The sequence below is a fragment of the Mycobacterium sp. GA-2829 genome (assembly GCF_001499965.1).
GTDB lineage: Bacteria > Actinomycetota > Actinomycetes > Mycobacteriales > Mycobacteriaceae > Mycobacterium.
In genome coordinates, this window is record NZ_LQIT01000041.1 from 19,772 (window position 1) to 46,568 (window position 26,797).

Consider the following 26,797-nt stretch of genomic DNA (forward strand, 5'->3'; position numbering starts at 1 on the left):
CTCCCGGTAGACTGGACAGGTACTACGCGACGGTCCGTCGACCGTTCGCCCGCGAACCCCGAGGAGACGCGTCCAACGTGGCTGCCCAGAAGAAGAATGCTCCGACCGAGTACGGCGCGGATTCGATCAAGGTGCTCGAGGGGCTCGAAGCAGTCCGCAAGCGTCCGGGCATGTACATCGGGTCGACCGGCGAACGAGGCCTGCACCACCTGGTCTGGGAGGTCGTCGACAACGCGGTGGACGAGGCGATGGCCGGCTTCGCCACCAAGGTCGACGTGCGGCTCCTCGAGAACGGCGGGGTCCAGGTCACCGACGACGGTCGCGGTATCCCCGTCGCCATGCACGCCACCGGAATCCCCACCGTCGACGTCGTCATGACCGTCCTGCACGCCGGAGGCAAGTTCGAAGAGGGCGCCTACCAGGTGTCCGGCGGTCTGCACGGTGTGGGTGTGTCGGTGGTCAACGCGCTGTCCACCCGCCTGGAGGCCGATATCCGCAAGGACGGATACGAGTGGTTCCAGACGTACGACCGTTCGGTGCCGGGCACCCTCAAACAGGGTGAGAAGACCAAGGAGACCGGAACCACGATTCGGTTCTGGGCGGATCCCGACATCTTCGAGACGACGAGTTACGACTTCGAGACGATCGCTCGGCGGCTGCAGGAGATGGCGTTCCTCAACAAGGGCCTCACCATCGAGCTGACCGATGAACGGGTGACGTCGGAGGATGTCGTCGACGACGTCGTCAGCGATCATGCCGAAGCGCCGAAGACGGCGGAAGAGCAATCCGCCGAGGCGGCCAAACCGCAGAAGGTCAAGCACCGGGTCTTCCACTACCCCGGGGGTCTGGTCGACTTCGTCAAGCACATCAACCGCACCAAGACCGCGATCCAACCCAGCGTCATCGACTTCGACGGCAAGGGTGAGGGCCACGAGGTCGAGGTCGCGATGCAGTGGAACGCCGGCTACTCGGAGTCGGTGCACACGTTCGCCAACACCATCAACACCCATGAGGGTGGCACGCACGAAGAGGGTTTCCGCACGGCGCTGACGTCGGTGGTGAACAAGTACGCCAAAGACAAGAAGCTGCTCAAGGACAAGGACCCGAACCTCACCGGCGACGACATCCGCGAGGGTCTGGCCGCGGTCATCTCGGTGAAGGTGGCCCAGCCGCAGTTCGAGGGTCAGACGAAGACGAAACTCGGCAACACCGAGGTCAAGTCGTTCGTGCAGAAGATCTGCAACGAACAGCTGTCGCACTGGTTCGAGGCCAACCCCGCCGAAGCGAAGACCGTCGTCAACAAGGCGGTCTCCTCCGCGCAGGCGCGGCTTGCCGCCCGTAAGGCGCGAGAGTTGGTGCGGCGCAAGAGCGCAACCGACATCGGCGGCCTGCCCGGTAAGCTCGCCGACTGCCGCTCGACCGATCCACGCAAGTCGGAACTGTATGTGGTGGAGGGCGATTCGGCCGGCGGCTCGGCCAAGAGCGGCCGCGATTCGATGTTCCAGGCGATCCTGCCGTTGCGCGGCAAGATCATCAACGTCGAGAAGGCCCGTATCGACCGCGTGCTGAAGAATACCGAGGTCCAGGCGATCATCACCGCGCTCGGCACCGGCATCCACGATGAGTTCGACATCTCCAAGCTGCGCTATCACAAGATCGTGCTGATGGCCGATGCCGACGTCGACGGCCAGCACATCTCGACGCTGCTGCTGACGCTGCTGTTCCGGTTCATGAAACCCCTTGTGGAGAACGGGCACATCTTCCTGGCACAGCCGCCGCTGTACAAGCTCAAGTGGCAGCGCAGTGCACCGGAATTCGCGTACTCCGACCGTGAGCGCGACGGGCTGCTCGAAGCCGGTCAGAAAGCCGGGAAGAAGATCAACAAGGACGACGGCATCCAGCGGTACAAGGGTCTGGGTGAGATGGACGCCAAGGAACTGTGGGAGACCACCATGGATCCGTCGGTGCGGGTGTTGCGTCAGGTCACCCTCGACGACGCGGCGGCTGCCGACGAGCTGTTCTCGATCCTGATGGGCGAGGACGTCGAGGCGCGGCGCAGCTTCATCACCCGTAACGCCAAAGACGTTCGCTTCCTTGATGTCTAGAAGACGTCTGACCAATATTAGGAATCATCGATGACTGATACGACGTTGCCCCCCGGCGACGAGGCCGGCGACCGGATCGAACCGGTCGATATCCAGCAGGAGATGCAGCGCAGCTACATCGATTACGCGATGAGCGTCATCGTCGGCCGCGCGCTGCCCGAGGTCCGTGACGGCCTCAAGCCTGTGCACCGCCGCGTGCTGTACGCGATGTACGACTCCGGCTTCCGGCCCGACCGCAGCCACGCGAAGTCCGCGCGGTCGGTGGCCGAGACGATGGGTAACTACCACCCGCACGGCGACGCGTCGATTTACGACACCCTGGTGCGGATGGCCCAGCCGTGGTCGATGCGCTATCCGCTGGTCGACGGGCAGGGCAACTTCGGCTCGCCGGGTAACGATCCGCCGGCCGCGATGAGATACACCGAGGCGCGGCTCACTCCCCTGGCGATGGAGATGCTGCGCGAAATCGACGAGGAGACAGTCGATTTCATCCCGAACTACGACGGTCGCGTGCAAGAACCGACCGTGCTGCCGAGCCGGTTCCCGAACCTGCTCGCCAACGGTTCGGGCGGTATCGCCGTCGGTATGGCCACCAACATGCCGCCGCACAACCTGCGCGAGCTGGCCGAAGCGGTTTACTGGTGCCTGGACAACTTCGACGCCGACGAAGAGGCCACGTGTGCGGCGGTGATGGAACGGGTCAAGGGCCCGGACTTCCCGACCAGCGGCCTGATCGTCGGTAGCCAGGGCATCGAGGACACCTACAAGACCGGCCGCGGGTCGATCAAGATGCGCGGCGTCGTCGAGATCGAGGAAGACAGTCGCGGCCGCACCGGCATCGTCATCACCGAGCTGCCGTACCAGGTCAACCACGACAACTTCATCACCTCGATCGCCGAGCAGGTCCGCGACGGGAAACTGGCGGGCATCTCCAACATCGAGGATCAGTCCAGCGACCGCGTCGGGCTGCGAATCGTGGTGGAGCTCAAGCGCGATGCCGTCGCCAAGGTGGTGCTCAACAATCTCTACAAGCACACCCAGCTGCAGACGAGCTTCGGTGCCAACATGCTGTCCATCGTCGACGGCGTGCCGCGCACGCTGCGCCTGGACCAGCTGATCCGCCACTACGTCAACCATCAGCTCGATGTCATCGTGCGCCGCACCCGGTACCGGTTGCGCAAGGCCAACGAACGGGCCCACATCCTGCGTGGTCTGGTCAAGGCACTCGACGCCCTCGACGAGGTCATCGCGTTGATCCGGGCGTCGGCCAACGCCGACGTCGCCCGCACCGGGTTGATGGAGCTGCTCGAGGTCGACGAGATCCAGGCCCAGGCCATCCTCGACATGCAGCTGCGCCGCCTGGCCGCCCTGGAACGTCAGCGCATCGTCGACGATCTGGCCAAGATCGAGGCCGAGATCGCCGACCTCGAGGACATCCTGGCCAAGCCGGAACGCCAGCGCGCCATAGTGCGCGACGAGCTCGCCGAGATCGTCGAGAAGTACGGCGACGACCGGCGCACCCGGATCGTGCCCGCCGACGGCGAGGTGAGCGACGAGGATCTCATCGCCCGTGAGGACGTCGTCGTCACGATCACCGAGACCGGGTACGCCAAGCGCACCAAGACCGACCTCTACCGCAGCCAGAAGCGCGGCGGTAAGGGTGTGCAGGGCGCCGGGCTCAAGCAGGACGACATCGTCAACCACTTCTTCGTCTGCTCTACCCACGACTGGATCCTGTTCTTCACCACCCAGGGTCGCGTCTACCGGGCAAAGGCATACGAGTTGCCGGAAGCGTCGCGCACGGCGCGCGGGCAGCATGTGGCAAACCTGTTGGCGTTCCAGCCCAACGAGCGCATCGCGCAGGTCATCCAGATCCGCAGCTACGAGGACGCGCCCTATCTGGTGCTCGCCACCCGCAACGGGCTGGTGAAGAAGTCGCGGCTGACCGATTTCGACTCCAACCGCTCCGGCGGCATCGTTGCGGTGAACCTGCGCGACGGGGACGAACTCGTCGGCGCGGTGCTCTGCTCTGCCGAGGACGATCTGCTGCTGGTGTCGGCGAAGGGTCAGTCGATCCGGTTCTCGGCAACCGACGAGGCGTTGCGGCCGATGGGCCGGGCGACCTCCGGTGTGCAGGGCATGCGGTTCAATGCCGACGACGAGCTGCTCTCGCTCAACGTGGTGCGCCCGGACACCTATCTGCTGGTCGCGACCAGCGGTGGGTACGCCAAGCGCACCTCGATCGAGGAGTACACCGCGCAGGGCCGCGGCGGAAAGGGCATCCTGACGATCCAGTACGACCGCCGACGTGGCAATCTTGTCGGAGCGTTGATCGTCGATGACGAGACCGAGTTGTACGCGATCACCTCGGGTGGCGGTGTCATCCGGACGGCTGCCCGCCAGGTCCGCAAGGCCGGGCGGCAGACGAAGGGCGTTCGGTTGATGAACCTGGGTGAAGGCGACACACTCATCGCCATCGCGCGCAACGCCGAAGCGGGCGACAGCACCGACGAGGTCAATACCGACCCGGACGCGGTCTGATCAGTGAGGAGCCGTAGGTGAGTGCACCGAACGAGCCGGGATTCCCGCGTGCGGGCGAGAACTCCGGCGGCGGGAACGGCTCGACAGGCCGGGTCGGCACCGAGGGTGGGGATGTTCCGCCCTGGCAGCGCGGCCGCCCGAACCGTCCGCCGCAGGGGCATCCGCAGGAGGGCCCGGCTCGTCCGGAGCCGGGTCGCACCGCGGCCCCGACGCAGGCCCCCGGCGCCGAGGCCAGGAACACCAGCCGGTTCCCGGTGAGCGGGTCGGCGCCGACCGAGGAGACCCGCGCACCGCGTCCGCCCGAACGCAGCGAGGCACCCCGTCCCGACGCCCCGCGGCAGGACCCGCCCCGGCAGGAGGCGCCGCGGCCCGAGGCGTACGCGAGCGAGCTGCCGGATCTGTCCGGTCCGCGCCCGCAGCGCAAGCCCGACCGGCCGGCCACCGAATCGCAGAGCCGGCCGGCCGCGCGCACCCAGGTGGGTCAGCGCCCGGCGCGGGGTCCGGTCCGGGCGAGCATGCAGATCCGCCGCGTGGATCCGTGGAGTGCGCTCAAGGTCTCACTCGTGCTGTCGGTCGCACTGTTCTTCGTGTGGATGATCGCGGTCGCGTTCCTCTACCTCGTCCTCGGCGGGATGGGCGTGTGGAGCAAGCTCAACAGCAACGTCGGTGACCTGCTGACCAGCGCGAGCGGTTCCAGCGGAGGTGAACTGGTGTCCAGCGGGACGATCTTCGGCGGCGCCGCGCTGATCGGGCTGGTGAACATCGTGATCCTCACCGCGATGGCCACCGCGGGGGCGTTCATCTACAACCTCACCACCGACCTCGTCGGCGGTGTCGAGGTGACGCTGGCCGACCGCGACTAGTGATTTGGGGACAGAGGCGCGGTTACGGTAATCTCGCTGCTCGTCCGCAGTGACAAACGGGCCTATAGCTCAGGCGGTTAGAGCGCTTCGCTGATAACGAAGAGGTCGGAGGTTCGAGTCCTCCTAGGCCCACTGGACAGGCTGGTCGCCACACCGGCCCGCCCACTGGAAGGGGGCACCGTGCGATTCGTTCTGGTGCTCGCGGCAGTGACGGCCACGGTGGCGGTGTGGCGGTTACGGCACGGCCCCGAGGTGTGGCACGCGCTGGAAGAACACACAGCCTGACCCGCGAGGGGCCTTAGCTCAGTTGGTAGAGCGCTGCCTTTGCAAGGCAGATGTCAGGAGTTCGAATCTCCTAGGCTCCACAAGTGAATAAGCAGGTCAGACCCTATAAGGTCTGGCCTGTTCTGCGTTCAGGCCATCGCTGCTGACCACATTTTGACCACAATCGCGAGTTAAAAGGGCGTTCATCGCGACCCCGATCGCTTCGACGTCCGACCCGTACAGGTGGCCGTAACGGTCCAACGTGAGAGCCGCGGACTCGTGGCCGAGCATGTTCTGCAGCGACTTGATGTTCGCGCCCGCCTGGATGGCCAGCGAGGCAGCCGTGTGCCGCAGCTCGTGGATCTTGAAGTCGTACACCACGCCGTCATCAAGACCTGTTCTTGAAGAACTGTCCTGATCGGGTACGGCACGCGGGAACAGTTTCGCGGCGGTGACCGCGTCGGCCCACCAGCGCCGACGAACATTGCTGCCCCGCATGTGCCCGCCCGACGAGTCGGGGAACACGAGATCGCCTTGACCTCGGCCTTCAACGTCGAGGTCAAGCAAGTCCGCGACAAAGGCCGACATGCTCACCGTGCGGGCCTTCCCGCCCTTCGGGGAGCCGATCACGAACTTGTTGTCGACAAGCACCACCGATCGCGATATCCGGATCGTCAGCCGGTCCAGGTCGACATCGCGCCACCGAAGCTCCGCAGCCTCACCAAAGCGCAGCCCACACGTGCCCAGTACGTACACAAGAGGCCGATAAGCCCCCGCCGCGTCCGCGAGGGCGTGCAGCTGTTCCAGCGTGAGGAAGCGCTGTTCCACGGTCGCCACTGACGGCAACTCCACCCCGTCCACCGGATTGAGTACCAGACGGTTGTCGGACACCGCCATCGCCAAGATCTGCCGCAGCACCCCCACCACCTTGTGCACCGTCGCCGGGGACCGGGCTGCGCTTAACTCGGCAACCCACTCGCGGACGAGATGCCGCGAGATGTCCCCGATAGGCACCTGCGCGTGGTCGGCGACGAAGGTATCCAGCACAACCTGGTACCGCGCCTTCGTCGACGGCTTGAGATTGTGCTTCGACTGCAGCCACTCGTTGGCGTACTCTCCCAGTTTCACCCGCCCGGCGGCCGGCGCCACATACGCGCCACGGCGTTTGTCGACCTCGAGCTGGTCCGCCCACGCCTGCGCGTCCCGCTTCGTCGTGAACCCGCGACGTGTCGTCTGCCGATGATCCGGGGTCCGGTACCGGACCCGGTACTTGATAGCACCCGCCGTCGTCTCGTACTTCTCAATTGTCGCCAAGGGTCTCCGCCATCATTTCCTTCATCCGCCGGTCGGCTTCTGCTCTCACAGCAGGATCAGGAGAATTCTGGTCTCGCTCGATCTGGTTGAGTTCAAGCAACTGCCGGACCCCCTCCGCGAACTGCGACCAGCGCCAACCAGGGGCGGCCAGCCGTGTGAACTCAATCAATGCTGCGGCGCGATCCTCTGGCTCCTGTAACGGCCTATCCGCCCGCAACCACTTCCAGAACTCCTCAGCGGAAATGGGATCAGACAGTCCTGTCGCCGCAACCAAATCAGTAGGGTCGTCGACGTTATCGGCTAGCAGGCTGATCGGCGAAACCCCCAGGGCGACAGACAAACTCACCAAGTCATCGACCGTTACCTTCCTCTCCTCATCCTCAATGCGACGGATGCCGACCGCGCTGATCGGCCACCCAACCGAAGTCAAGCGCTCCGATACCTCGGTGTACGTGAGGTTCAGGTAAGTCCGGATCTCTCGCAACCTCGTCGCCACCGTCTCTCCTGTTGGCCCTCGGGCTGCTTCTTTTCCTGCCACGGCGCTCATCGTCCACTGTCAAAGAATGGCAGTCAAGTTGCAGTTGTTGACACCGGCCACGGCGTGTGATCTTCTGTAAGGGCACTGCCATCTTTGAACAGTCCACCACCATTTCTGAACAGACAGGAAAGAGATGCCTGACCTACTTGCACCGGAAGATCTGCCGCCGCTGGCGACCCCCGCCCAAGTGGCTGCCGTCATGCAGACCACAGTCGACGCCCTATCCCAAGACAGGTACCGCCGCCGCGGGCTCCCTTGGATCAAGGTGTCAGGCCGAGTCCGGTACGCACGCGCCGACGTTCTGGCCTACCTGGTCGCCAACCGCATCGGCGGTGACGCCGCCTGATGAACACCCCGGAAACGACAACAGCCCCCGTGGACCTCGACGCGCCAACGTCGAGCGGGAGCTGCTGCACCCAACCCGCAGATGAATACCGATTGGAGAACACCATCATGCCACGACACCCTGACCCCGCGCAGCTGCCGCCCAACACCGTGTGCGAAGACGGATGGCAAGACGACGAAGGTCGGCCCTACCGGATCTTCTCCGGCCGCGACCGCCGCGTCTCCGGCGTCGAGGGAGTCATTGGGACCAGCGCCGTCCAATACTCAGACGGAACCATCGAGGCGTCCCAGGACGACGGCCCGCACATCTGGCTGGGCATCGCCGTCAACGAGGCCATTAATTCCTCGCAGGCGCGGCAGCTAGCAGCTCTTCTCCTCGAAACCGCCGACGAAGTCGACCAGTGGGTCGAAGCGCCATCGTCCGGTGCCTTGCATGAATTCACCTGCATGGCGTGCCGCGCCGAGGCTGAAGACGTCAGCTGCCCGATCTGCCAGGCCCAGCCTTACCAGCCGTGCGCTGACGCGGATGGCGAACCTCGTAGCGGTGGCTCCCACGCTTCCCGGCTCACCGCCGCACAGGAGGCCCGCCGATGACCGAATCGGTTCTGGCCCAGATGAAGCGGAGGCAGTACATCGCGATCCGGTCAGCGCCACTGAATTGCGGTTGCCGGGATCCGCTTGTTTGCCGCTGTGGTCGGCCGGATGAGGTCACTGAGCAGTACGTCGACGGGTACCGAGACGCCGCTCATCATCTGCTCAGTCAAGGGCTGACGCCGGCCCCGAACATCGCCGCCATGCGCGTCCTGTGGCGACGTGGCGGGGATGAACAGCGCCTCGCCGTCCGACTGTCCGAACTGTGGGAGGTGGCGGCTTGACCGACCCTGAAGTGATCGCACGCGGAAAGGCGGCAGCCCAGCAGTGGGCTGCCGCCCCCGCGGCATCTCACAAACTCCCCACCGACCCTGTCCGCAAGCTAATCGTCACCCGTGGCTCCGACGTCAAACTCAAGCCGATGGTGTGGTGGGAACCTGGCCTCATCCTCCGCGCCGCCATCACCCTCGTCGGTGGCCGCGAAGGCCAAGGGAAGTCCACCATCGTCGCCGGATGGGCCGCACGAGAAACCCTCACCGGTGGCTCAGTTCTCTGGCTCGGCTCTGAGGAATCCCGCGAACAGGCCCAAGCGCCACGTCTTACCGCGGCGGGCGCGGACATGACCAAGGTGATCTTCCTCGACGTCGAACTCGACAATGTGATCGGCGCCTTACGGTTCCCCCTCGACCTCGCCGGGATCGAGGACGTCATACGCGAGCACAACGTGACCATGATCGTGCTCGATCCGTGCAAGGGCTACATGCCCGCCGGGTTCTCCGGGAACGACGACGTGGCCGTCCGCCAATACCTCGAACCGCTGGCGTCGCTTGCCGCCCGCAACGACGTAGTACTACTCGGCATCTGCCACTTCGGGAAGCGGGCCGGCGACGACTCGGGCAAGTTGCTGCTCGGCTCCATCGCGTGGTCCCAGGTGGCACGCTCCGTGCTTTCCGTGGCCGTCGACCCCGACACCAACCACCGCATCGTCACGGCCACGAAGGGCAACTACGCGGCCACCGAACGCAGCATCGAGTGCGAAATCATCACCGGCGTCATCCACACCGACGACGGCCCAACCGAGATCGGCACCGTCCGCTGGATCGGCGACACCACCATCGACGCCAGAGACATCCTCTCCGGCGGCGACGGTGACGACGCCCGCGACATCGACGCCTGGCTGAGAGACTTCCTAGCTACCGGATCCAAGAAGGCCAACGACGTCTACTCTGCGGCCGACGCAGCCGGATACAGCAAGGATCAGGCCAAGCGGGCGAAGAAGCGCCTCGGCATCAAGGCCGAGCGTCCCTCCGGTGACGGCCCGTGGTTCTGGTCCATGCCAACCCCTCCAAGCCAAGGGAGCACCGACCAAGGGAGCACCCCTGTCGTGCACACAGCTGCTCCCTTGCTCCCTTGCACGTCAGGAGGGGTGCAGGAAGGCGAAATCAGACCAAGGGAGCAGGGTGCAGGAGAGTGCTCCCTTGGTGCTCCCAGCGCTGTGGAGTCTCCACTGTTGACACCTCCGACACCGCTCGATGCACGTCGGCAAGAACTGAGTGGCCGCCGAACGATCCGCGTCAAAGGCCAAGAAGTCCCTCGCTGCTACATCTGCGGCAAGGCTGTCGTCGGCGGACAGGGCGACGCACACCTGAGCTGCGTCAGCAAACAGGAGACAGCATGACCGCCCGCCGCGTGATCTTCCCTGGCGACGACTACTGGCTGCCCGCCGACCAGCAACCGGCGTCCCGCAGGCGCGCCAACAAGTCCCGGCCCTGCCGAACCTGCCGCACTACCACCCGCAGCATCACCGGCTACTGCACCACCTGCCGACCAGCAGACGCCATCCCCACCATCCACCGAGACGGCAACACCATCTCCTTCGCCGGCCTCAACCTCACCCCAGCCCAAGCCATCGCCCTCGCCGACGCCCTCGTCGACGCAGTGGAGAAAGGACCAACCCCATGAGCAAGCCCGAGTACGTCAACCTCGCCGACACCCTGCCCCCCGACACCATCGTCGAACCCGCCGACCTCGTCGGCCTCAGCCTCAGCATCACCACCGAAGGACACCTCGTCGGCTCACTCCTCGTCGCCACCAAAGACGGCTGGCACCGCTACTTCCTCGGCCGCGACAACTGGACCGACCTACTCGAGCAAGCCGCCGAGTTCTCCGAAATCTGCAACGACCCCGCCAAGCTCTCCGCCGCCATCACGCAACTGAAGGACGGCCAGTGAAGCCCTGCCTCGACTGCGGCGAACCCACCGACCAGACACGGTGCGCCGACCACCAACTCAAGGACACCCGCGACCGACGCCAACGCGGATACGACTGGACATGGGACCAGCTCTCCCGACGAGCACGACGACTCCAGAAGTTCTGCACCGACTGCGGCACCACCGACAACCTCCAGTGCGACCACCTGCCATCAGCATGGGCACGCAAGGCCCAAGGCAAACCCATCCGCCTGCGCGACGTCGACGTCGTCTGCGGCCCCTGCAACATCCGGCGCGGATCCGCACGCCCCGGCAGCCACCGAGCCACCCAGGGGGATCACCCTCAACCCGCAGGTCCAAGCACCGATGGCAAGGCGCAGAGGGCGTTACACACCCAGTTACACGCGAGTGAGGCCGTCCTCGGGGGCGTCGTTGTCGGTGATGCGGACCCAGAATCCGGGGCCGAAGGCGGTCTTCTCCTTGCCCTTCGTGAGGATCAGCGCGCCACTCGGGTCGAAGGTGTACTTCCAGCCGGTGAAGTTCTCCTCGATGTGCTTGGGATCGTCGGGGATGGGATTGATGTAGGTGACCCTGATCATGAAGCGAGTATGCCGTGAAGGCCGGCCCGAAAGCGGCGGTTGACGATTCCCCGCTGCCCTTCCGACCTCGGTCGGAGGTGGAGTCAGAGCGGTTTGTGGCGTTCGCGGACAAGTTCTTGCGGGTGCCGAAGGGCACGAACTCGCGGGGAAAGCTGAACCTCCGCAAGTGGCAGGTGGAGATCGCTGAAGACGTCCTCGACTCCGGTGCTCGCACTGTGGGATTGATGCTGCCGAGGGGTTCAGGCAAGACCACCTTGAACGCAGCTATCGGCCTGTACGTGTTCTTCTGCTGGGGAGACGGCGCGAATGTGGTGGTGTTCGCCGTCGATGAGCGCCAGGCGAATCTGGCGTTCTCGGCGGCCCGCCGCATGGTCGAGCTGTCACCGGAACTGGCCGAGCGGTGCCAGGTGTTCAAGGACCGCTTGGTCATCCCGTCCACGGACTCGTCGTTCGCGGTGTACCCGGCGTCACCGGCTGGCGCCGAGGGGCTGGACTACGTGCTCGCCATCGTCGACGAGGCCGGTGTGGTCAACCGAGATCTGTTCGAGGTGGTGCAGCTCGCCCAGGGCAAGCGGGAACGCTCGGTACTGGTCGCTATCGGAACCCCCGGCCCGCGGCTGGACGACCAGGTGCTCCTGGATCTGCGGTCCTACGCCGCGGACAACCCGGACGACAAGTCGCTGGTGTTCCGGGAGTTCTCGGCCGCCGGTTTCGAGGACCACCCACCCGATTGTCAGCACTGCTGGGAGCTTGCCAATCCCGCACTGGACGACTTCCTGCACCGCGACGCCCTGTATGCATTGTTGCCGCCGAAGACGCGGGAAGCGACGTTCCGGCGAGCCCGGTTGTGTCAGTTGCCGATCGACACGGACAACGCGTTCCTTCCGCCAGGGGTGTGGGAGTCCCTGTCGACGGGGAAGGACGTGCCGCACGGCCTGGACGTGGTCCTGGCTCTGGACGGCTCCTACAACGGCGATACCACAGCGCTATTGGTCGGGACGGTCTCTGCGCAACCACATTTCGATGTGGTGCGGGTGTGGGACCCGAAGGGCGACCCCGACTACCGGGTGCCGGTCGCCGAGGTCGAGGAAGTTATTCGGCAGTCGGCAAAAAAGTGGCGGGTACAGGAGATCGTGGCGGACCCGTTCCGTTTCACCCGCACCCTGCAGGCGTTGGAGTCCGAGCGTCTACCGGTGGTCGAATTCCCTCACTCGCCGTCCCGGCTGACCGCGGCCACCACAGATCTGTACAAGGCGTGCGTGAACGGCGACCTGACCCACTCAGGAAACTCCACGCTGGCCGCCCACGTCGCCGCCGCGGTGATCCGGGAAGACCCCCGGGGCATGCGACTGGACAAAGCGTCCCGTTCCCGGAACGCCCGCAAAATCGACTGCGCCGCTTGCCTTGTCATGGCGCACTCACGCGCCACCTGGCGCGCTACCCATAAGAAACGAAAGAAAGCGGTGAGCTTCGCAGCATGAATGACCAACTGACACAACTCCTCCAAAAGCTCGATGAACCGGTGGCCCGGTACTCGATGCTGGACCGTTACTACACCGGCATGCAGGGCGCGGCGTTCCTGTCCCCGGAATCGAAGGTCGCCTTGGGTAACCGGTTCGGGCGCATGGCGTCCAACATCTGCCGCCTGTCGATCACCGCCCTCGCGGAGCGCCTCCGCATCACCGGGTTCTCCGACCCCGCCCTCTGGGATGACTGGATCCGCTGTGACCTCGACCAGCTCTCCGGAACTGCGCACCGTGAAGCCCTGCTGTTGGGCGACTCCTACGCGATGGTGTGGGCCGACACGTTCGGCCGGCCCAAGGTCACCATCGAATCCGCGAAACAGGTTGCTGTGCAGTGCGATCCGGGAACCAGGCAGATCCTGGCCGCGGTGAAGCGGTGGGAAACCGCGACCACCACCGAGGCGGTCCACTACATGCCTGACCGAATCGTCCGCCTACGCGCGAATGCGACGGGCGCCACTATCAACGGGTTCCAACCGGTGGAGGAGATCGCCAACCCGCTGGGAGTGGTGCCGGTCGTGCAGATCCGAAACAGTGACCGCATCCTCGACGGGCGCGGACTGTCCGAACTCGACGACCTGATGCCGCTCGTGGACGCTCTCAACAAGAGCCTGCTCGACATGATGGTCACCTCCGAATACACCGGCCGGCCGCGCCGCTGGGCAACTGGTGTTGAACTGACGGAGAAGCCCGTCCTCGACGACGACGGCAACCCCGTCCTCGACGAGAACAACGAGCCGGTGATGACCGAAGTCAACCCGATCCCCGAGGGCAATCGCGCGATGATCGCCGAGGAGGAGGGCGCGAAGTTCGGTCAACTCGCCGCCGCCGACCTCGGCGGGTACGAAGCGTCGGTTCGAGTGATCCTCGGACAGATCATGGCCGTGTCCACCCTGCCCGCGCACTACGTCGGGGTATTCACCGACAACCCCGCCTCCGCCGATGCTCTCCGCGCCGCTGAGGCATCGCTCACGGCCCGCGCTGAGGCAAGGCAGGCGACATTCGGGCGAGCGTGGGAGCAGGTCGCCAAACTGATGATCGCCGTCCGAGATGGGCGCGACCCCAACCAGATCGACGTCCGGGTTCAGTGGGCCGACGCCGCCACCCGCTCCGTCGCGCAGGAAGCCGACGCCGTGGTCAAACTGCACACCGCTGGCCTGCTGCCCGCCTCCTACGCGCTCGCCAAACTCGGCTACTCCGACGACGAGATCGCCAAGATCCGTGCCGCCCGCCGCGCCGAAGCTCTCGACACCGTCGCCGTCGATCTGCAAGCCCTGCCGAGGTCGGCATGACAGCCGTCGAGGAGTTCCAGGTCAGTACCGCGACGCTGGCCGCCACGACCCAACAAGAGGTGCTGACCGTGTACGCCGCGTACACGGCCGGTCAGATCAGCATGGAAGACGCCATGCTGATCATCGGCGGCATCATCAACCGCGCCACCGCCGCCGCAGTCACCCTCGGAGATCTCTGGCTCACCGCCCAGATCGAAGAACTCACCGGGGTTGCGACCCGCTCGGTCGGGGTCCTCCCCACCGATGACTCCGAACGCCTCATCACCGCCGTGCACACTGTGCTGACCGAGCAGGCCGACGCCGAGATGCGCCTGTCCCGCCTGGCCCGCAGTGAATCCCTCGAGGCCGCCCAGAACGGCATCCACGAAGCCATGCAGTCCCAGCAGCTCGTCGAGGGCTGGACCCGGCAGATGGACGCCGACCCCTGCCAGCTCTGCACCTGGTGGTGGCGAGAGGGCCGAATCTGGCCCAAGGAACACCCCTTCCAGCGACACAAGGGCTGCAACTGCCAACCCCGCATCGTCCTCGCCGAGGACATCAAGTCCACCGGCTACACCCGCCAACTCAGAAGGAGCGCAGCATGACCGACGACAATCCCGACAACGAGATCAACGAAGCGGCCGAAACAGATTCGGAAATCCGAAATACCGAGCAAGCCGCCGACGGCGATGTGGGGGTATCTCCCAATGCCGATGATGAGCCGGACACCTTCCCCCGCGCCTACGTCGAGGATCTGCGCCAGGAGAACGGCAAGTACCGGCAGCGCGCCCAGAAGGCCGACGTTTACGCACAGCGCCTCCACACCGAACTCGTCAGGGCAACCGGCAGGCTAGCCGACCCCACCGACATGCCCTTCGACGAGGACCATCTTGCCGAGCCCGACAAGATGACCGCAGCCATCGACGACCTGCTGGCACGCAAACCGCACCTTGCTAGCCGCCGCCCCGTCGGCGACATCGGCCAGGGCGTGTCACCCCCCGGCGGTACCGTCGACCTCGCCGCAATCCTGCGCGGCAAAGCCAGCTAAAGGGGAAGGTGTCAACGTGGCGCAGTTCGTGATCAACAAGGGGTACGAGTCAGAGAAGACGGTCGAGGCGAAGAACTTCCGGGAGGTGGAGTCGCTCGTGGTGTTCTTTTCTCCGGCCGACGAGAAGGTTTTCGCACTGCCGACGACGAGCGTGACCTCAATCGAGCGAGTGTCGCAGTCATAAACCCCCCCGGGGTATGCTGATGGGGTCGGTCCTGGTGGCCGGCCCCATCGCTGTCCTGGTGACACGGGTTCCCTGAATCCACTACGTGACTCAAAGTCACGCTGTCACAAGGACATTCCATGACTGAAACAACTGCCGCCAATCCCGAGCTTCTCGCTGACCAGGTAGCCAATCTCCTCGTCCAACCCCTCGAAGCCGCCAGCGTCGTCCTCTCCAGCGGACCGCGGATCTTCGACACCAGCGGCGTGCTGCGCATCCCCAAGCTCGTGTCCGGCTCTACCCCCACGTTCGTCGGGGAAGGCCAGCTGATCCCCGACACTGCCGACGTCGACTTCGACGAACTCGTCCTGATGCCGACCGAACGCAAGAGCATCAAGACGATCCTGAAGTACACCAACGAGCTGGTCCGCCAGTCGGTGCTCGGCATCGACGCAGTCCTCAAGGCCCGCCTCGTCAAGGATGTCTCCGACGCCCTCGACGACGCACTGCTCAAGGGCACCGGCACCTCCGACACGATCACCGGCTTCATCAACCAGCCCAACGTCCAGACCTCCGACTGGGACCCCACCGACCCGGACAGCCTCATGGACGCCATCGGCTTGGCCGTCGCCGCCGAGGCCAACCCGAACCGGTGGTTCATCAACGGCGCGGACTTCATCAAGCTCCGCAAGGTAAAAGAGAACAATTCTGGAAGCAAGAAGTACGTCCTCGAGTCGGACCTGACCAAGGACGCCACCTACCGGCTCTTTGGCTTGGAGGTGGTCGTTACCAACAAGCTGGCTGAAGGCCAGGCGGTCCTGGCCGACATGTCCCAGGTGGCCATCGCCCGCGACATCGCACCCTCGGTCACGGTCCTCACGGAACGCTACGCCGAGTTTGATCAGGTCGGTTTGAGGGTCGTGACTCGTTATGACCTCGGCCTGCTGCACCCCGAGGGCGTCATCGTCCTGGACACGGACGGCAGCTAGTGGCTGTTGAAGCCGAGCAGGTGGCCGCGTTCCTCGGGAAACCCGAAGACGCGGCCACCCTGGCCATCGCCCAGCAGGCCGTCCCTATCGTCACAGTGATGGTTCGGGCCTACGTGCGTGGCGGTCCCGGATGGGAGTCAAACGAGGAGTTGGACGCCGTGATCGTCACCGCCTCGGCTCGCATGGTGTCCAACCCATCCGGGATCGCTCACGACGCCACCGCCGGCCAGTTCACCCAGTCAGTGCGGGGAGCTTTCCAGGGCTGGACGCTCGCCGAGCTGTTCGTCCTCAACCGGTACCGCAGGCGCGCGATGTAGATCAGGTCGGCCTGGCGTCAAACCCCGCTTCACTCCTTTCGAGGGGCAAGGGTTCACCACGACCGGACATATGGCGTCTGAGAGTGGATTCCTGCGCCGGGCCGACCACACCGTGACCACAATTTGACCACAGTTACAGTTATCTCCGGTGAATCACACTGAGGTGATTTCGCAGGAAACCGCGTGTGGAATCACCTGAACAGCACCGTGATTCGCCTTTGCAAGGCAGATGTCAGGAGTTCGAATCTCCTAGGCTCCACTCTTTTTGGCACACCGCGCCAGATGGATCGGCTCGAGGCGTTCATCGCCACATCCGCCCCTTCCTCGGCAGGCTCCAGCCCTCGTGACGTCAGGGCTTGGGGGCGACGTCCACACTCGGCGGCAGCGGCGACGGCTCCGGCTGCATCGAGCGGCGCAGGATCGAGAAGCTCACTGCGCCGACGGCGAGCACACCCGCACCCACCCCGACGATCAGCAGGCGCTTACGCCGCTTGTTCTTCACCCGGGCTCCGGTGAGGACCTCGGGAAGGCTGCTGACGGCCTCCTGCGCGGCCGCGAGCTCGGCCACCAGGGTCTGCTGCGCGGTGGCCAGTTCGCGGCGAAGCTGACCGCTGCGGTAGCGCCTGCGCAGTTCGGCGGCCGTCGCCCGGGCGGTGTCCGTGCTCACCCCCAGCGCGCCGCGGGTCACGTCGACGGGCCCGAGCGCGGTGTACGTCAGGCCGCGGGCCAGCCGCTGGCGCGATGTCAGGGGTGCGGGGCTCATGCGGATACCTCTCTCGCGGTGCCGGGTCGGGCACGTACAGCCTGCCATCACCGGGTGCGGTGACGACACGCAATCGGCGGATGGCAGACTGACTTTCGTGACGAGCCCCATTCAGACCGCGACGGCCACCCTGCACACCAATCGTGGCGACATCAAGATCGCCCTGTTCGGAAACCACGCACCGAAGACGGTGTCGAATTTCGTCGGACTGGCCCAGGGCACGAAGGACTACCAGGGCGAGAACGCCTCGGGCAGCACGTCCGGCCCGTTCTACGACGGCGCCGTGTTCCACCGTGTCATCTCGGGCTTCATGATCCAGGGCGGCGACCCGACCGGCACCGGCCGCGGCGGGCCGGGTTACCAGTTCGCCGACGAGTTCCACCCCGAGCTGCAGTTCGACAAGCCCTACCTGCTGGCCATGGCCAACGCCGGACCGGGCACCAACGGTTCGCAGTTCTTCATCACCGTCGGCCAGACCCCGCACCTCAACCGGCGGCACACCATCTTCGGTGAGGTCGTCGACGAGGAGTCGCAGAAGGTCGTCGACGCGATCGCCAACACGGCGACCGACCGTAACGACCGTCCGACCGATCCCGTGGTCATCGAGTCGGTCACCATCAGCTGACCGACTGACGCCTCACTGCGCGCCGGTGTAGCCGGCCGCAGTGAGGGCGTCGAGCACCTCGAGTGGGTCGGTTCCCAGATCCCACCGGGTGAACACGTGCAGCCGGTCGTCGGCTGTGTCGATCTCCAGTAGCCGCGTCTTACGCGCCAGCCGCCGGAACTCCGTGATCCGGACGAGCTTGATCTCGGCGTTCGTCAGCACCTGCGTATTCCGCCAACCGCGGATTGCGACGCCTTCGGTGGTGATTGCCAGCTTCGGCCGCGCACGCCACGACAAGATTGCAAACGTGATCAGTCCCACTGCGGCAATCCCCGTGATGACACGTCCTGGCGCATCTGTGACGACAGTCACACAGACGATAGCCATCAGGATTCCCACGAGCCCGCAACCTGCTATTCCGAGCGGTCGCGGGCTCCACTCAGTTTGCTGCATGAGTTGTCCACACCCTCTTACCGTTGCCGATGAGGTTATCCACAGGTGCTATCCCCAATGGGGATGAACTACACGGTTGTGATTGCAGGCGCCTGAAGTTGCTGTGATACCGGTGGGAGCCGGCTGAGATGAATTCATCTGGCCGGTTTCCGGGGTCAGCGCCAACGCATCGTGAGCAACAGACCCGAGATCATGAAGGCAAACGCGATCGCGTAGTTCCACGGGCCGAGGTCGGACATCCACTGCAGGAATCCCGGGGCGTCGATCGGGTTGGTGGCGGCGAGCTGGAACACCAGCAGCCAGATCAGGCCGATGATCATCAAGCCGACGAACAGCGCGACGAACCACACGCTCGACGGCCCGGCCTTCACCTTCACCGGAGTCCGGCTCACCGGGTTGATGGTGAAGTCGTTCTTCTTGCGGACTTTCGACTTGGGCATGGTCACCTTCGTGGCGGTCGGTGTCGCACTTCCCCCGGTGCGCTGACCGGCTCCGAAATGCGACGATGGTGCGGATGCCCCCAGAGCCTAACGCAGGACCGGATCGGGATCGGCCGCCCACGGAGGCGACGGTCCCCGCAGCACCCGGGCGTCCCGCCACCGGACGGCGCTCCGCGTGGCGGTTCGGGGTGCCCCTGGTGTGCCTGGCGGCGGGGCTGTTGCTGGCGGCCACCCACGGGGTCTCCGGCGGCGACGAGATCCGGCGCAGCGACGCACCCCGCCTGGTCGACCTGGTCCGCGAGGCGCAACAGTCGGTCGACCTGCTCGGCGCCGAACGGGATACCCTCGCCGCCGAGGTCGACGGTCACCACGGCGGCAGCCCGGGCGCCGACGCCGCCCTGGCCGCCATCACCAACCGGTCCGCGGCGCTCGCCGTCGGAGTGGGCATCGACCCGATGAAGGGGCCGGGGCTGGTCGTCACCCTCGACGACGCCCACCGCGACGCCGAGGGCCGCTTCCCGCGCGACGCTGCCCCCGACGATCTGGTGGTGCACCAGCAGGACATCCAGGCCGTCCTCAACGCACTGTGGAGTGCGGGCGCCGAGGGCGTCCAGATGCAGGACCAGCGGATCATCGCCACCTCGGCGCCCCGCTGCGTCGGCAACACGCTGCTGCTCAACGGCCGCACCTACAGCCCGCCGTACGTGATCACCGCGATCGGGGACGCCGAGGCGATGCAGGCCGCGCTGGCGGCGTCGCCGCTGGTGTCGCTTTACCGGCAGTACGTGATGCGGTTCGGCCTCGGCTACACCGAGGAACCGCGCGGCGAGGTCGAACTCGTCGGTCACACCGAACCGGTGCGGATGCGGTTCGCGAAACCCCTCGGTCCCCTGGGGTACTGAACGACCGCATGTAACCTGGGCGAATGCAGTTTCTGGTCGTCGACAACTATGACAGCTTCGTGTTCAACCTCGTCCAGTACCTCGGACAGCTCGGGGTGGACGTCACGGTCTGGCGCAACGACGACGACCGCCTGCGCACCGACGCCGACATCGCCAAGGCCGCCGACGAGTTCGACGGGGTGCTGCTGAGCCCCGGCCCCGGCACCCCGGAGCGCGCGGGCGCGTCGATCCCGCTGGTGCACGCGTGCGCGGAGGCGAGCACTCCCCTGCTGGGCGTGTGCCTCGGCCACCAGGCCATCGGCGTCGCGTTCGGCGGCACCGTCGACCGCGCCCCCGAACTCCTGCACGGCAAGACCAGCGTCGTGCACCACACGAACGACGGGGTGCTGCGCGGGCTGCCGGATCCGTTCACCGCGACCCGCTACCACTCGCTGACGATCCTGCCCGACACCGTGCCCGACGAACTCGAGGTCACCGCCCGCACGCCGGGCGGCGTGATCATGGGTGTGCGGCACACCGAGCTGCCGATCCACGGCGTGCAGTTCCATCCCGAATCGATCCTCACCGAGGGCGGCCACCGCATGCTGGCCAACTGGCTCGGCTATTGCGGCAGCGCCCCGGACGAGGCGCTGGTCCGCCGCCTCGAGGACGAGGTCGCCACCACGGTCGCCGCGGCTACGACGCGAAATTCAGCGTGATCCTGCTGTTGAAGTTCACACCGCTGCCCGCGGGCGGGTTCTGCCGGACGACCGCGTTGGTGCGCTGACCGCTGTTCTGCACGTCGCCGCCCTTGTCGAGCACACCGGTCCAGCCGAGTGCCCGTAGCCGGGGTTCGGCGTCGGTCCAGAACTGACCCGTCAGGTCGGGCATCACGAACTGGTTGCCGCGCGACACCTGCAGCTGGATCAGCGTGTCCACCGGCACGTTCTCCCCCGCCGTCGGGCTGGTGCCGATCACCTGGCCCGCCGGTTCGGTGCTGTCCACCTCGGCGGGCACCGAATTGCTGAATCCGGATGCGGTGAGGATCTGCTGGGCCGACTCCACCGACTGGCCGACGACCTCGGGCACGGCGCGGCTCTGCGGGCCGGAGCCGAGGATGATCGTGATCTCGTTGGTGATCGCCGAGGTCTGGTTGGCCGGCGGGTTGGTGGCCATCACCCGGTCCTTGAGTTCCGGGGTCGACGGCGAGGCCTGCTGCCGGAACCGCCCGAAGCCCGCGTCGGTGAGTTTGCGCACCGCCTCGGCGTAGGTCAGCGATTTCACGTCGGGCACTTCGCGCTGCTCGGGCCCGGTGGAGACGTTGAGGGTGATCTCCTCACCCGCGTCGACCTCGGAGTTCGCCTCCGGCGACGTGCCGATCACGTGGTCGGGCGGGACCTCGGAGTTCGGTTCCTGCTGGGTGCGCACCGCGAAGCCGGCGTTCTGCAGCTGGGCGATGGCCTCCGCGGAGACCTCACCGCGCACATCGGGCACCTGCACGGCACGGGTCTCGCCGCCGTAGGTGTTGATCGCGACGGCGACGACGACGGTCAGGATCGCGAGCACCGCGACCGCGACGATCCACCGGCCGATCGACCCGCCCCGGTTCTGCTGCGCCAGCCGCGGTTCGGGCCGCGGCATGTGGCCGATCGGTTCGGTGCGGTCGGGATGCGGTGCGGCGGCCAGCATCGAGGTGCGCTCGGCGTCGGTGAACACCTTCGGCGCCTCAGGGGCTTCCCCGCTGTGCACGCGGACCAGGTCGGCGCGCAGTTCGGCGGCCGTCTGGTAGCGGTTGTCCGGGTTCTTCGCCAGCGCCTTGAGCACCACCGCGTCGAGGTCACGCGAGACGCCCTCGTGCCGCTGCGACGGCGGCACCGGATCCTCCCGGACGTGCTGGTACGCGACGGCCACCGGCGAGTCGCCGACGAACGGCGGCTCCCCGGTCAGGATCTCGTAGAGCACACACCCGAGCGAGTACACGTCGGAGCGGGCGTCGACCTTCTCGCCGCGGGCCTGTTCCGGGGACAGGTACTGCGCGGTGCCGATGACGGCGGCGGTCTGGGTGACGCTGCTCGAGTCGGCCAGCGCGCGGGCGATGCCGAAATCCATCACCTTCACCGCGCCGGTCTTGCTGATCATGATGTTGGCGGGTTTGACGTCGCGGTGGATGATGCCGTGCTGGTGACTGAAGTTCAGCGCCTGGCAGGCGTCGGCGATGACCTCGAGTGCCCGCTTCGGCGGCATCGGCCCCTCGGAGTGCACGATGTCGCGCAGCGTCACTCCGTCGACGTACTCCATGACGATGTAGGGCAGCGGTCCGGTCGGCGTCTCGGCCTCACCGGTGTCGTAGACCGCGACGATCGCTGGGTGGTTCAACGCGGCCGCGTTCTGCGCCTCGCGGCGGAACCGGAGGTAGAAGCTCGGGTCGCGGGCGAGGTCGGCGCGCAGCACCTTGATCGCGACGTCGCGGTGCAGGCGCGTATCGCGGGCGAGGTGGACTTCCGACATCCCGCCGAAGCCGAGGATCTCGCCCAGTTCGTAGCGGTCGGACAGGTGCTGTGGGGTGGTCATGTCTGTGCTCGAAGCCATGTCTGTGCTGGGGCGGACAGCGCCCTGAGGTGCGCGGAAGCAGCAGCCGCGTCGGGACCGGCGGTCCCGTGGTTGTCTCCACGATGACCGATGACCGCAGAAGAGGTCCAATCGGGCATCCGGTCGGGCATGGCCGCGGGTGATTCGTAGGGCGTGGTCTCGGTGATCGTGTTGGTCACCGTCGGCGGCGGCACCTCGCGGTCCTTGCGGTCCTGGGCGTTGAGGACGATCAGGATCGCGATGACGATCGCGAGCGCACCCAGCACGCCTGCCGCCCACAGCAGCGCACGCTGACCCGAGGAGAAGGTGCGCCGCGGGGGCGGCGGCCGGTGGATCGCGCCGGTGGGCCTGGCGCGGGCGGCGGTGACCGGCGCGCGTCCGGTCAGGTCGGCGGCGGCGCGGGCCTGCGCGGCCGACGGCACGGCCGCCGGCGTGGCGCGGCCGAGCGTCGGCGCCTGGTTCGGCCGCGGTGGACGCCGTCCGGAACGCACTGCGGCCACCGCGTCGGCGAACGGGCCGCCGGAGCGGTACCGCATGCCCGGGTTCTTCACGAGCGTGATCTCGATCAGCTCCCGCACATTCGGCGGCAGATCCGCGGGCAGCGGCGGCGGGGTCTCCTTGATGTGCTTCATCGCGACGGTCAACGCACCGTCGCCGGTGAACGGTCGCTTACCGGACACCGATTCGTAGCCGACGACACCGAGCGCGTACACGTCGCTGGCGGCGGTGGCATCGTGGCCGAGGGCCTGTTCGGGGGCGATGTACTGGGCGGTGCCCATCACCATGCCGGTCTGCGTCACGGGTGCGGCGTCGACGGCCTTGGCGATGCCGAAGTCGGTGAGCTTCACCTGCCCGGTCGGGGTGATGAGAATGTTGCCGGGTTTCACGTCGCGGTGCACCAGCCCCGCGGTGTGCGCGACCTGCAGCGCGCGGCCGGTCTGCTCGAGCATGTCCAGCGCATGCCGCAGCGACAGCCGGCCGGTGCGTTTGAGCACCGAGTTCAGCGGTTCGCCGTTGACGAGCTCCATGACGAGGTAGGCGGTGCGGCCCTCGCCGTCCATATCGGTCTCGCCGTAGTCGTACACGCTCGCGATGCCGGGGTGGTTGAGCATCGCGACGGTGCGCGCCTCGGCGCGGAACCGTTCGACGAACTCCGGATCGGTGGAGTACTCGGCCTTGAGGACCTTGATGGCGACGCGGCGGCCCAGGCGGCTGTCCACGGCCTCCCACACCTGACCCATACCGCCGGTGGCGATGAGCCGCTGCAGGCGGTAGCGGCCGGACAGGGTGACACCCACGCGGGCACTCATGAGCCCTCCCTCAGCGCGGCGGCGATGGTGGCGCGACCGATCGGCGCGGCGACCTGACCGCCGGTGGCCGACAGCCGGTTGCCACCGTTCTCGACCAGGACGGCGACGGCGACCTTGGGAGCCTGTGCGGGCGCGAACGCGATGTACCACGCGTGCGGCGGGGTGTTACGGGGATCAGACCCGTGCTCCGCAGTGCCTGTCTTCGAAGCGATCTGCACGCCGGCGATGGCTCCCTTCTGCTGCGTCTGCTGCTCGGCGCCGACCATCAGATCCGTCAGTGTAGCCGCGACCTGCGGTGACACCGCCCGGCGCTCTTCCACCGGCTCGGTCGTGGTCAGGTTAGCCAGGTCGGGTCCCCGGAGGCTGTCCACCAGGTAGGGCCGCATGGTCACCCCTTCGTTGGCGACGGTGGCAGCGACCATCGCGTTCTGCAGCGGAGTCAACGCCACGTCCCGCTGCCCGATGCTCGACATCCCCAGCGCCGCGCCGTCGATGATGGGCCCGACCGTGGACTCGGCGACCTGCAACGGGATCGGCGCGGTCGGGGTGTCGAAGCCGAAGTCGGCGGCGGTGCTCTTCAGCGCTTCGGCACCGGTGTCGAGGCCGAGCTCGACGAAGGCGGTGTTGCACGAGCGGGCGAACGCCTCGCGCAGAGGTGCGGTCGGCCCGCCCCCGCACGGCGAGCCGCCGTAGTTCTCCAGCGTCACGGTGCTGTTCGGCAGCGGCACGCGCGCGGCGGAGGTGAGCTGGGTGTCCGGGGTCGCGCCGTTCTCCAGCGCGGCGGCGGTGGTGATCACCTTGAACGTGGACCCAGGCGGGTAGGTCTCCGAGATCGCGCGGTTGACCAGCGGATTGTCCGGGTTGTCGCGCAGCCGCTGCCACGCCGCGGTCTGCTCTTCGACGTCGTGGGTGGCCAGCAGGTTCGGGTCGTAGGACGGTGCGGACACCATCGCCAGGATCTTGCCCGTCGACGGTTCCAGCGCGACGACCGAACCCTTGCACGGATCGCCGCCGCAGCCCTGCTGCATCGCATCCCACGCGGCCTGCTGCACCCGCGGGCTGATCGTGGTGACGACGTTGCCGCCGCGCGGGTCGCGGCCGGTGAAGAAGTCGGCGAGGCGGCGGCCGAACAGCCGCTCGTCGGAGCCGTTGAGGATGGTGTCCTCGGCGCGTTCGAGGCCGACGCTCGAGTAGGTCAGCGAGTAGAACCCGGTCACCGGGGCGTAGGCCTCCGCGTTGGGGTAGACGCGCAGGAACCGGAACCGGCCGGGCGTCGCCACTGAGTACGCGAGCAGCTGCCCGCCCGCGGTGATCTGACCGCGCTGACGTGAGTACTCGTCGAGCAGGACGCGCTGGTTGCGCGGATCGGTCCGCAAACCGTCGGCGGTGAAGACCTGGGTGATGGTGGCGTTGCCGAGCAACAGCACGATCAACACCATGATCGTGATGGCGACGCGGCGCAGTGAGGTGTTCATACCTTGTCGATCACCTCGGTGCTGGCGGCGGCGAGCGGCGTCTGCTGCTGCGGCGGTTTGGTGGTGATCGGCCTGCGGGCCGCGTGCGAGATGCGCAGCAGGATCGCCAGTAGCAGATAGTTGGCCAGCAGCGACGATCCACCGTAGGACATCCACGGGGTGGTCAGACCGGTCAGCGGGATCAGCCGCGTCACTCCCCCGACGACGATGAACAGCTGGATCGCCAGCGTCGAGGCCAATCCTGCGGCGAGCAGCTTGCCGAAGCTGTCGCGTACGGCGATCGCGGTGCGCAGCCCGCGGATGACCAGGATCGTGTAGAGCATCAGGACCGCGGAGAACCCGACGAGCCCGAGTTCCTCACCCACGGCGGCGATGATGAAGTCCGTCGACGCCGCGGGCACCGTCCCCGGCTGACCGTTGCCCAGACCGGTGCCGAAGATGCCGCCGGTGGCGAAGCTGAACATCGACTGCACCATCTGGTAGCCGGCGCCCTCGGGGTCGGCGAACGGGTCCAGCCAGGTCTGCACCCGCACCCGCACATGGCCGAAGAGGTTGTACGCCACCACGCTTCCCAGCGCGAACAGGCTCAATCCGATGGCGACCCAACTGATCCGTTCGGTCGCGACGTAGAGCAGCACCAGGAACGACGCGAACAACAGCAGCGAGGTGCCGAGGTCCTTCTCGAAGACCATCACCGCGATCGAGGCGATCCACGCCGCGAGCAGCGGGGCGAGATCGCGCGGGCGGGGCAGATCCATCCACAGGAAGTGCTTGCCCGCGCTGGTGAACAGTTCGCGCTTGTCGACCAGGACCGCCGCGAAGAAGATCAACAGCAGGATCTTCGAGAACTCCGCGGGCTGAATCGAGAAGCCCGGCAACTCGATCCAGATCTTGGCGCCGTTCTGCTCCGACATCGACGCAGGCAGCACCGCGGGGATGGCGAGCAGGATCAGACCGGACAGCCCGCACACATAGCCGTAGCGGGCCAGCATCCGGTGATCACTGAGAAACGCGATGACACAAGCGAATCCGATGACACCGACCAGCGTCCACAGCATCTGCTGGTTGGCGGTGCCGCCGAGTCCGCGTTCGATGAGCTCACCCTGGGCCAGGTCGAGGCGGTGGATCATCACCAGCCCGAGGCCGTTGAGCAGCGCGACGACGGGCAGCAGCAGCGGATCGGCGTAGGGCGCGTACCGGCGCACCGCGAGGTGCGCACCGCCGAACAGCGCCAGGTACCCGGCCGCGTACTGCAGCAGGTCCCAGCTGATCCCCTGTTCCTGGTTGGCCTCCACCATCAGCAGGGCGACGGTGGTGATGACCGCGGCGAAGGCCAGCAGTAGCAGCTCGGCGTTGCGCCGATTCGGCAGCGGCGGGGTGACCGTCACCGGCGACTGCGGCTGGGTGGTCATGACACCGCCCGGCAGGTCGTTCCCGGTTGTGGTGGCGGGGGCGGCAGTGGTGTGACGGTGGGGGACGGAGGTGGGGGCGGCGGCGCGGTGACCGTCGTGGGGGTCTCGGGCGCCGGCGAGGAACCGGGCCAGCTCGGCGGCGCTGGTGGTCGGGGCGGCCGACGGTGGGGGTGCCGGAGGTGCAGGGTT

28 protein-coding genes and 2 tRNA genes are annotated in these 26,797 nt (G+C 66.6%); 20 read left to right on the forward strand and 10 right to left on the reverse strand.

The window, feature by feature from the left end:
- Positions 1 to 77 precede the first annotated feature (77 nt).
- The 5 genes from gyrB (at position 78) to AU194_RS22395 (ending at position 5,874) form a co-directional block, all read left to right on the forward strand.
- The gene (gene gyrB / locus AU194_RS22375; RefSeq protein ID WP_059091465.1) at positions 78 to 2,105 is read left to right on the forward strand and encodes a DNA topoisomerase (ATP-hydrolyzing) subunit B; all 2,028 of its coding nucleotides are present in this window, start codon (positions 78 to 80) and stop codon (positions 2,103 to 2,105) included.
- A gap of 30 nt (positions 2,106 to 2,135) precedes the next feature.
- Complete coding sequence (gyrA, locus tag AU194_RS22380; protein WP_059091466.1) at positions 2,136 to 4,646, forward strand: DNA gyrase subunit A; 2,511 nt, start codon at positions 2,136 to 2,138, stop codon at positions 4,644 to 4,646.
- A gap of 17 nt (positions 4,647 to 4,663) precedes the next feature.
- Positions 4,664 to 5,509, forward strand: a complete 846-nt coding sequence (locus AU194_RS22385) for a DUF3566 domain-containing protein (RefSeq protein WP_059091467.1) — start codon at positions 4,664 to 4,666, stop codon at positions 5,507 to 5,509.
- 58 nt (positions 5,510 to 5,567) lie between these two features.
- A tRNA-Ile gene (locus tag AU194_RS22390) sits at positions 5,568 to 5,641 on the forward strand.
- A 160-nt stretch (positions 5,642 to 5,801) separates the two neighbouring features.
- Positions 5,802 to 5,874 (forward strand) — tRNA-Ala (locus tag AU194_RS22395).
- Positions 5,875 to 5,890: 16 nt separating this feature from the next.
- Here the strand turns inward: AU194_RS22395 and AU194_RS22400 are convergent.
- Together AU194_RS22400 and AU194_RS32285 are read right to left on the reverse strand one after the other, a co-directional pair.
- Complete coding sequence (locus AU194_RS22400) at positions 5,891 to 7,087, reverse strand: tyrosine-type recombinase/integrase (RefSeq protein ID WP_059091468.1); 1,197 nt, start codon at positions 7,085 to 7,087, stop codon at positions 5,891 to 5,893.
- Complete coding sequence (locus AU194_RS32285) at positions 7,074 to 7,583, reverse strand: helix-turn-helix domain-containing protein (protein ID WP_059091469.1); 510 nt, start codon at positions 7,581 to 7,583, stop codon at positions 7,074 to 7,076. Before AU194_RS32285 ends, AU194_RS22400 begins: the two co-directional genes overlap by 14 nt.
- A gap of 175 nt (positions 7,584 to 7,758) precedes the next feature.
- Here AU194_RS32285 and AU194_RS22410 point away from each other — a divergent pair, with 175 nt between their 5' ends.
- From AU194_RS22410 to AU194_RS22425, 5 genes are all read left to right on the forward strand, one after another.
- Positions 7,759 to 7,971, forward strand: a complete 213-nt coding sequence (locus AU194_RS22410) for a hypothetical protein (protein WP_059091470.1) — start codon at positions 7,759 to 7,761, stop codon at positions 7,969 to 7,971.
- The gene (locus AU194_RS22415) at positions 7,971 to 8,564 is read left to right on the forward strand and encodes a hypothetical protein (protein ID WP_157576408.1); all 594 of its coding nucleotides are present in this window, start codon (positions 7,971 to 7,973) and stop codon (positions 8,562 to 8,564) included. Before AU194_RS22410 ends, AU194_RS22415 begins: the two co-directional genes overlap by 1 nt.
- Positions 8,565 to 8,841: 277 nt before the next feature.
- Entirely contained in the window at positions 8,842 to 10,239 is a 1,398-nt protein-coding gene (locus AU194_RS22420; protein ID WP_157576411.1) for an AAA family ATPase, read from the forward strand.
- Positions 10,236 to 10,523, forward strand: coding sequence for a hypothetical protein (locus AU194_RS31420; protein WP_231743538.1), 288 nt, complete (start codon positions 10,236 to 10,238; stop codon positions 10,521 to 10,523). Before AU194_RS22420 ends, AU194_RS31420 begins: the two co-directional genes overlap by 4 nt.
- Positions 10,520 to 10,792: a hypothetical protein gene (locus tag AU194_RS22425; RefSeq protein ID WP_059091473.1), complete on the forward strand. Its 273-nt coding sequence runs from the start codon at positions 10,520 to 10,522 to the stop codon at positions 10,790 to 10,792. Before AU194_RS31420 ends, AU194_RS22425 begins: the two co-directional genes overlap by 4 nt.
- 377 nt (positions 10,793 to 11,169) lie before the next feature.
- Here AU194_RS22425 and AU194_RS31955 read toward each other — a convergent pair whose 3' ends face one another.
- Complete coding sequence (locus AU194_RS31955) at positions 11,170 to 11,370, reverse strand: hypothetical protein (RefSeq protein ID WP_059091474.1); 201 nt, start codon at positions 11,368 to 11,370, stop codon at positions 11,170 to 11,172.
- 14 nt (positions 11,371 to 11,384) lie between these two features.
- Between AU194_RS31955 and AU194_RS22435 the strand changes: the two genes are divergently transcribed.
- From AU194_RS22435 to AU194_RS22460, 7 genes are all read left to right on the forward strand, one after another.
- On the forward strand, positions 11,385 to 12,851 hold the full coding sequence (locus AU194_RS22435) for a terminase TerL endonuclease subunit (protein ID WP_059091475.1): 1,467 nt from the start codon (positions 11,385 to 11,387) through the stop codon (positions 12,849 to 12,851).
- On the forward strand, positions 12,848 to 14,185 hold the full coding sequence (locus AU194_RS22440) for a phage portal protein (RefSeq protein ID WP_059091476.1): 1,338 nt from the start codon (positions 12,848 to 12,850) through the stop codon (positions 14,183 to 14,185). The genes AU194_RS22435 and AU194_RS22440 overlap by 4 nt, the downstream gene beginning before the upstream one ends.
- On the forward strand, positions 14,182 to 14,769 hold the full coding sequence (locus AU194_RS22445) for a hypothetical protein (RefSeq protein ID WP_059091477.1): 588 nt from the start codon (positions 14,182 to 14,184) through the stop codon (positions 14,767 to 14,769). The genes AU194_RS22440 and AU194_RS22445 overlap by 4 nt, the downstream gene beginning before the upstream one ends.
- Positions 14,766 to 15,212, forward strand: coding sequence for a hypothetical protein (locus tag AU194_RS22450; protein WP_059091478.1), 447 nt, complete (start codon positions 14,766 to 14,768; stop codon positions 15,210 to 15,212). The genes AU194_RS22445 and AU194_RS22450 overlap by 4 nt, the downstream gene beginning before the upstream one ends.
- A gap of 16 nt (positions 15,213 to 15,228) precedes the next feature.
- Entirely contained in the window at positions 15,229 to 15,396 is a 168-nt protein-coding gene (locus AU194_RS31960) for a hypothetical protein (RefSeq protein ID WP_157576415.1), read from the forward strand.
- 119 nt (positions 15,397 to 15,515) lie between these two features.
- Positions 15,516 to 16,364, forward strand: coding sequence for a phage major capsid protein (locus tag AU194_RS22455; RefSeq protein ID WP_059091479.1), 849 nt, complete (start codon positions 15,516 to 15,518; stop codon positions 16,362 to 16,364).
- Positions 16,364 to 16,681: a hypothetical protein gene (locus AU194_RS22460; RefSeq protein WP_059091480.1), complete on the forward strand. Its 318-nt coding sequence runs from the start codon at positions 16,364 to 16,366 to the stop codon at positions 16,679 to 16,681. The genes AU194_RS22455 and AU194_RS22460 overlap by 1 nt, the downstream gene beginning before the upstream one ends.
- A gap of 349 nt (positions 16,682 to 17,030) precedes the next feature.
- Here the strand turns inward: AU194_RS22460 and cwsA are convergent, their stop codons facing one another.
- Complete coding sequence (cwsA, locus tag AU194_RS22465) at positions 17,031 to 17,444, reverse strand: cell wall synthesis protein CwsA (protein WP_059091481.1); 414 nt, start codon at positions 17,442 to 17,444, stop codon at positions 17,031 to 17,033.
- An 88-nt stretch (positions 17,445 to 17,532) separates the two neighbouring features.
- Between cwsA and AU194_RS22470 the strand changes: the two genes are divergently transcribed.
- Positions 17,533 to 18,069 carry a peptidylprolyl isomerase gene (locus AU194_RS22470; protein WP_197417714.1) on the forward strand — a complete coding sequence of 179 codons (537 nt, stop codon included), beginning with the start codon at positions 17,533 to 17,535 and terminating at the stop codon, positions 18,067 to 18,069.
- A 12-nt stretch (positions 18,070 to 18,081) separates the two neighbouring features.
- On the opposite strand, the gene AU194_RS22475 is transcribed toward AU194_RS22470, so the two are convergent.
- Both AU194_RS22475 and crgA read right to left on the reverse strand, forming a co-directional pair.
- Positions 18,082 to 18,501: a PH domain-containing protein gene (locus AU194_RS22475; RefSeq protein WP_059091483.1), complete on the reverse strand. Its 420-nt coding sequence runs from the start codon at positions 18,499 to 18,501 to the stop codon at positions 18,082 to 18,084.
- A gap of 155 nt (positions 18,502 to 18,656) precedes the next feature.
- A complete protein-coding gene (gene crgA / locus AU194_RS22480; RefSeq protein ID WP_059091484.1) occupies positions 18,657 to 18,941 on the reverse strand; it encodes a cell division protein CrgA in 285 nt (94 codons plus the stop codon).
- Positions 18,942 to 19,006: 65 nt separating this feature from the next.
- Between crgA and AU194_RS22485 the strand changes: the two genes are divergently transcribed.
- Together AU194_RS22485 and AU194_RS22490 are read left to right on the forward strand one after the other, a co-directional pair.
- Positions 19,007 to 19,843 carry a DUF881 domain-containing protein gene (locus AU194_RS22485; protein ID WP_082698794.1) on the forward strand — a complete coding sequence of 279 codons (837 nt, stop codon included), beginning with the start codon at positions 19,007 to 19,009 and terminating at the stop codon, positions 19,841 to 19,843.
- Between the two features lie 23 nt (positions 19,844 to 19,866).
- The gene (locus AU194_RS22490) at positions 19,867 to 20,541 is read left to right on the forward strand and encodes an aminodeoxychorismate/anthranilate synthase component II (RefSeq protein ID WP_059091486.1); all 675 of its coding nucleotides are present in this window, start codon (positions 19,867 to 19,869) and stop codon (positions 20,539 to 20,541) included.
- Here the strand turns inward: AU194_RS22490 and pknB are convergent.
- The 4 genes from pknB to AU194_RS22510 are packed head-to-tail and all read right to left on the reverse strand — an operon-like array spanning position 20,519 to position 26,608.
- A complete protein-coding gene (pknB, locus tag AU194_RS22495) occupies positions 20,519 to 22,393 on the reverse strand; it encodes a Stk1 family PASTA domain-containing Ser/Thr kinase (protein WP_059091487.1) in 1,875 nt (624 codons plus the stop codon). The genes AU194_RS22490 and pknB overlap by 23 nt on opposite strands.
- Complete coding sequence (locus tag AU194_RS22500) at positions 22,390 to 23,721, reverse strand: protein kinase (protein WP_059091488.1); 1,332 nt, start codon at positions 23,719 to 23,721, stop codon at positions 22,390 to 22,392. The genes pknB and AU194_RS22500 overlap by 4 nt, the downstream gene beginning before the upstream one ends.
- Positions 23,718 to 25,196, reverse strand: coding sequence for a D,D-transpeptidase PbpA (gene pbpA / locus AU194_RS22505; protein WP_059091489.1), 1,479 nt, complete (start codon positions 25,194 to 25,196; stop codon positions 23,718 to 23,720). Before pbpA ends, AU194_RS22500 begins: the two co-directional genes overlap by 4 nt.
- Entirely contained in the window at positions 25,193 to 26,608 is a 1,416-nt protein-coding gene (locus AU194_RS22510; RefSeq protein ID WP_059091490.1) for an FtsW/RodA/SpoVE family cell cycle protein, read from the reverse strand. The genes pbpA and AU194_RS22510 overlap by 4 nt, the downstream gene beginning before the upstream one ends.
- Positions 26,609 to 26,797 lie beyond the last annotated feature (189 nt).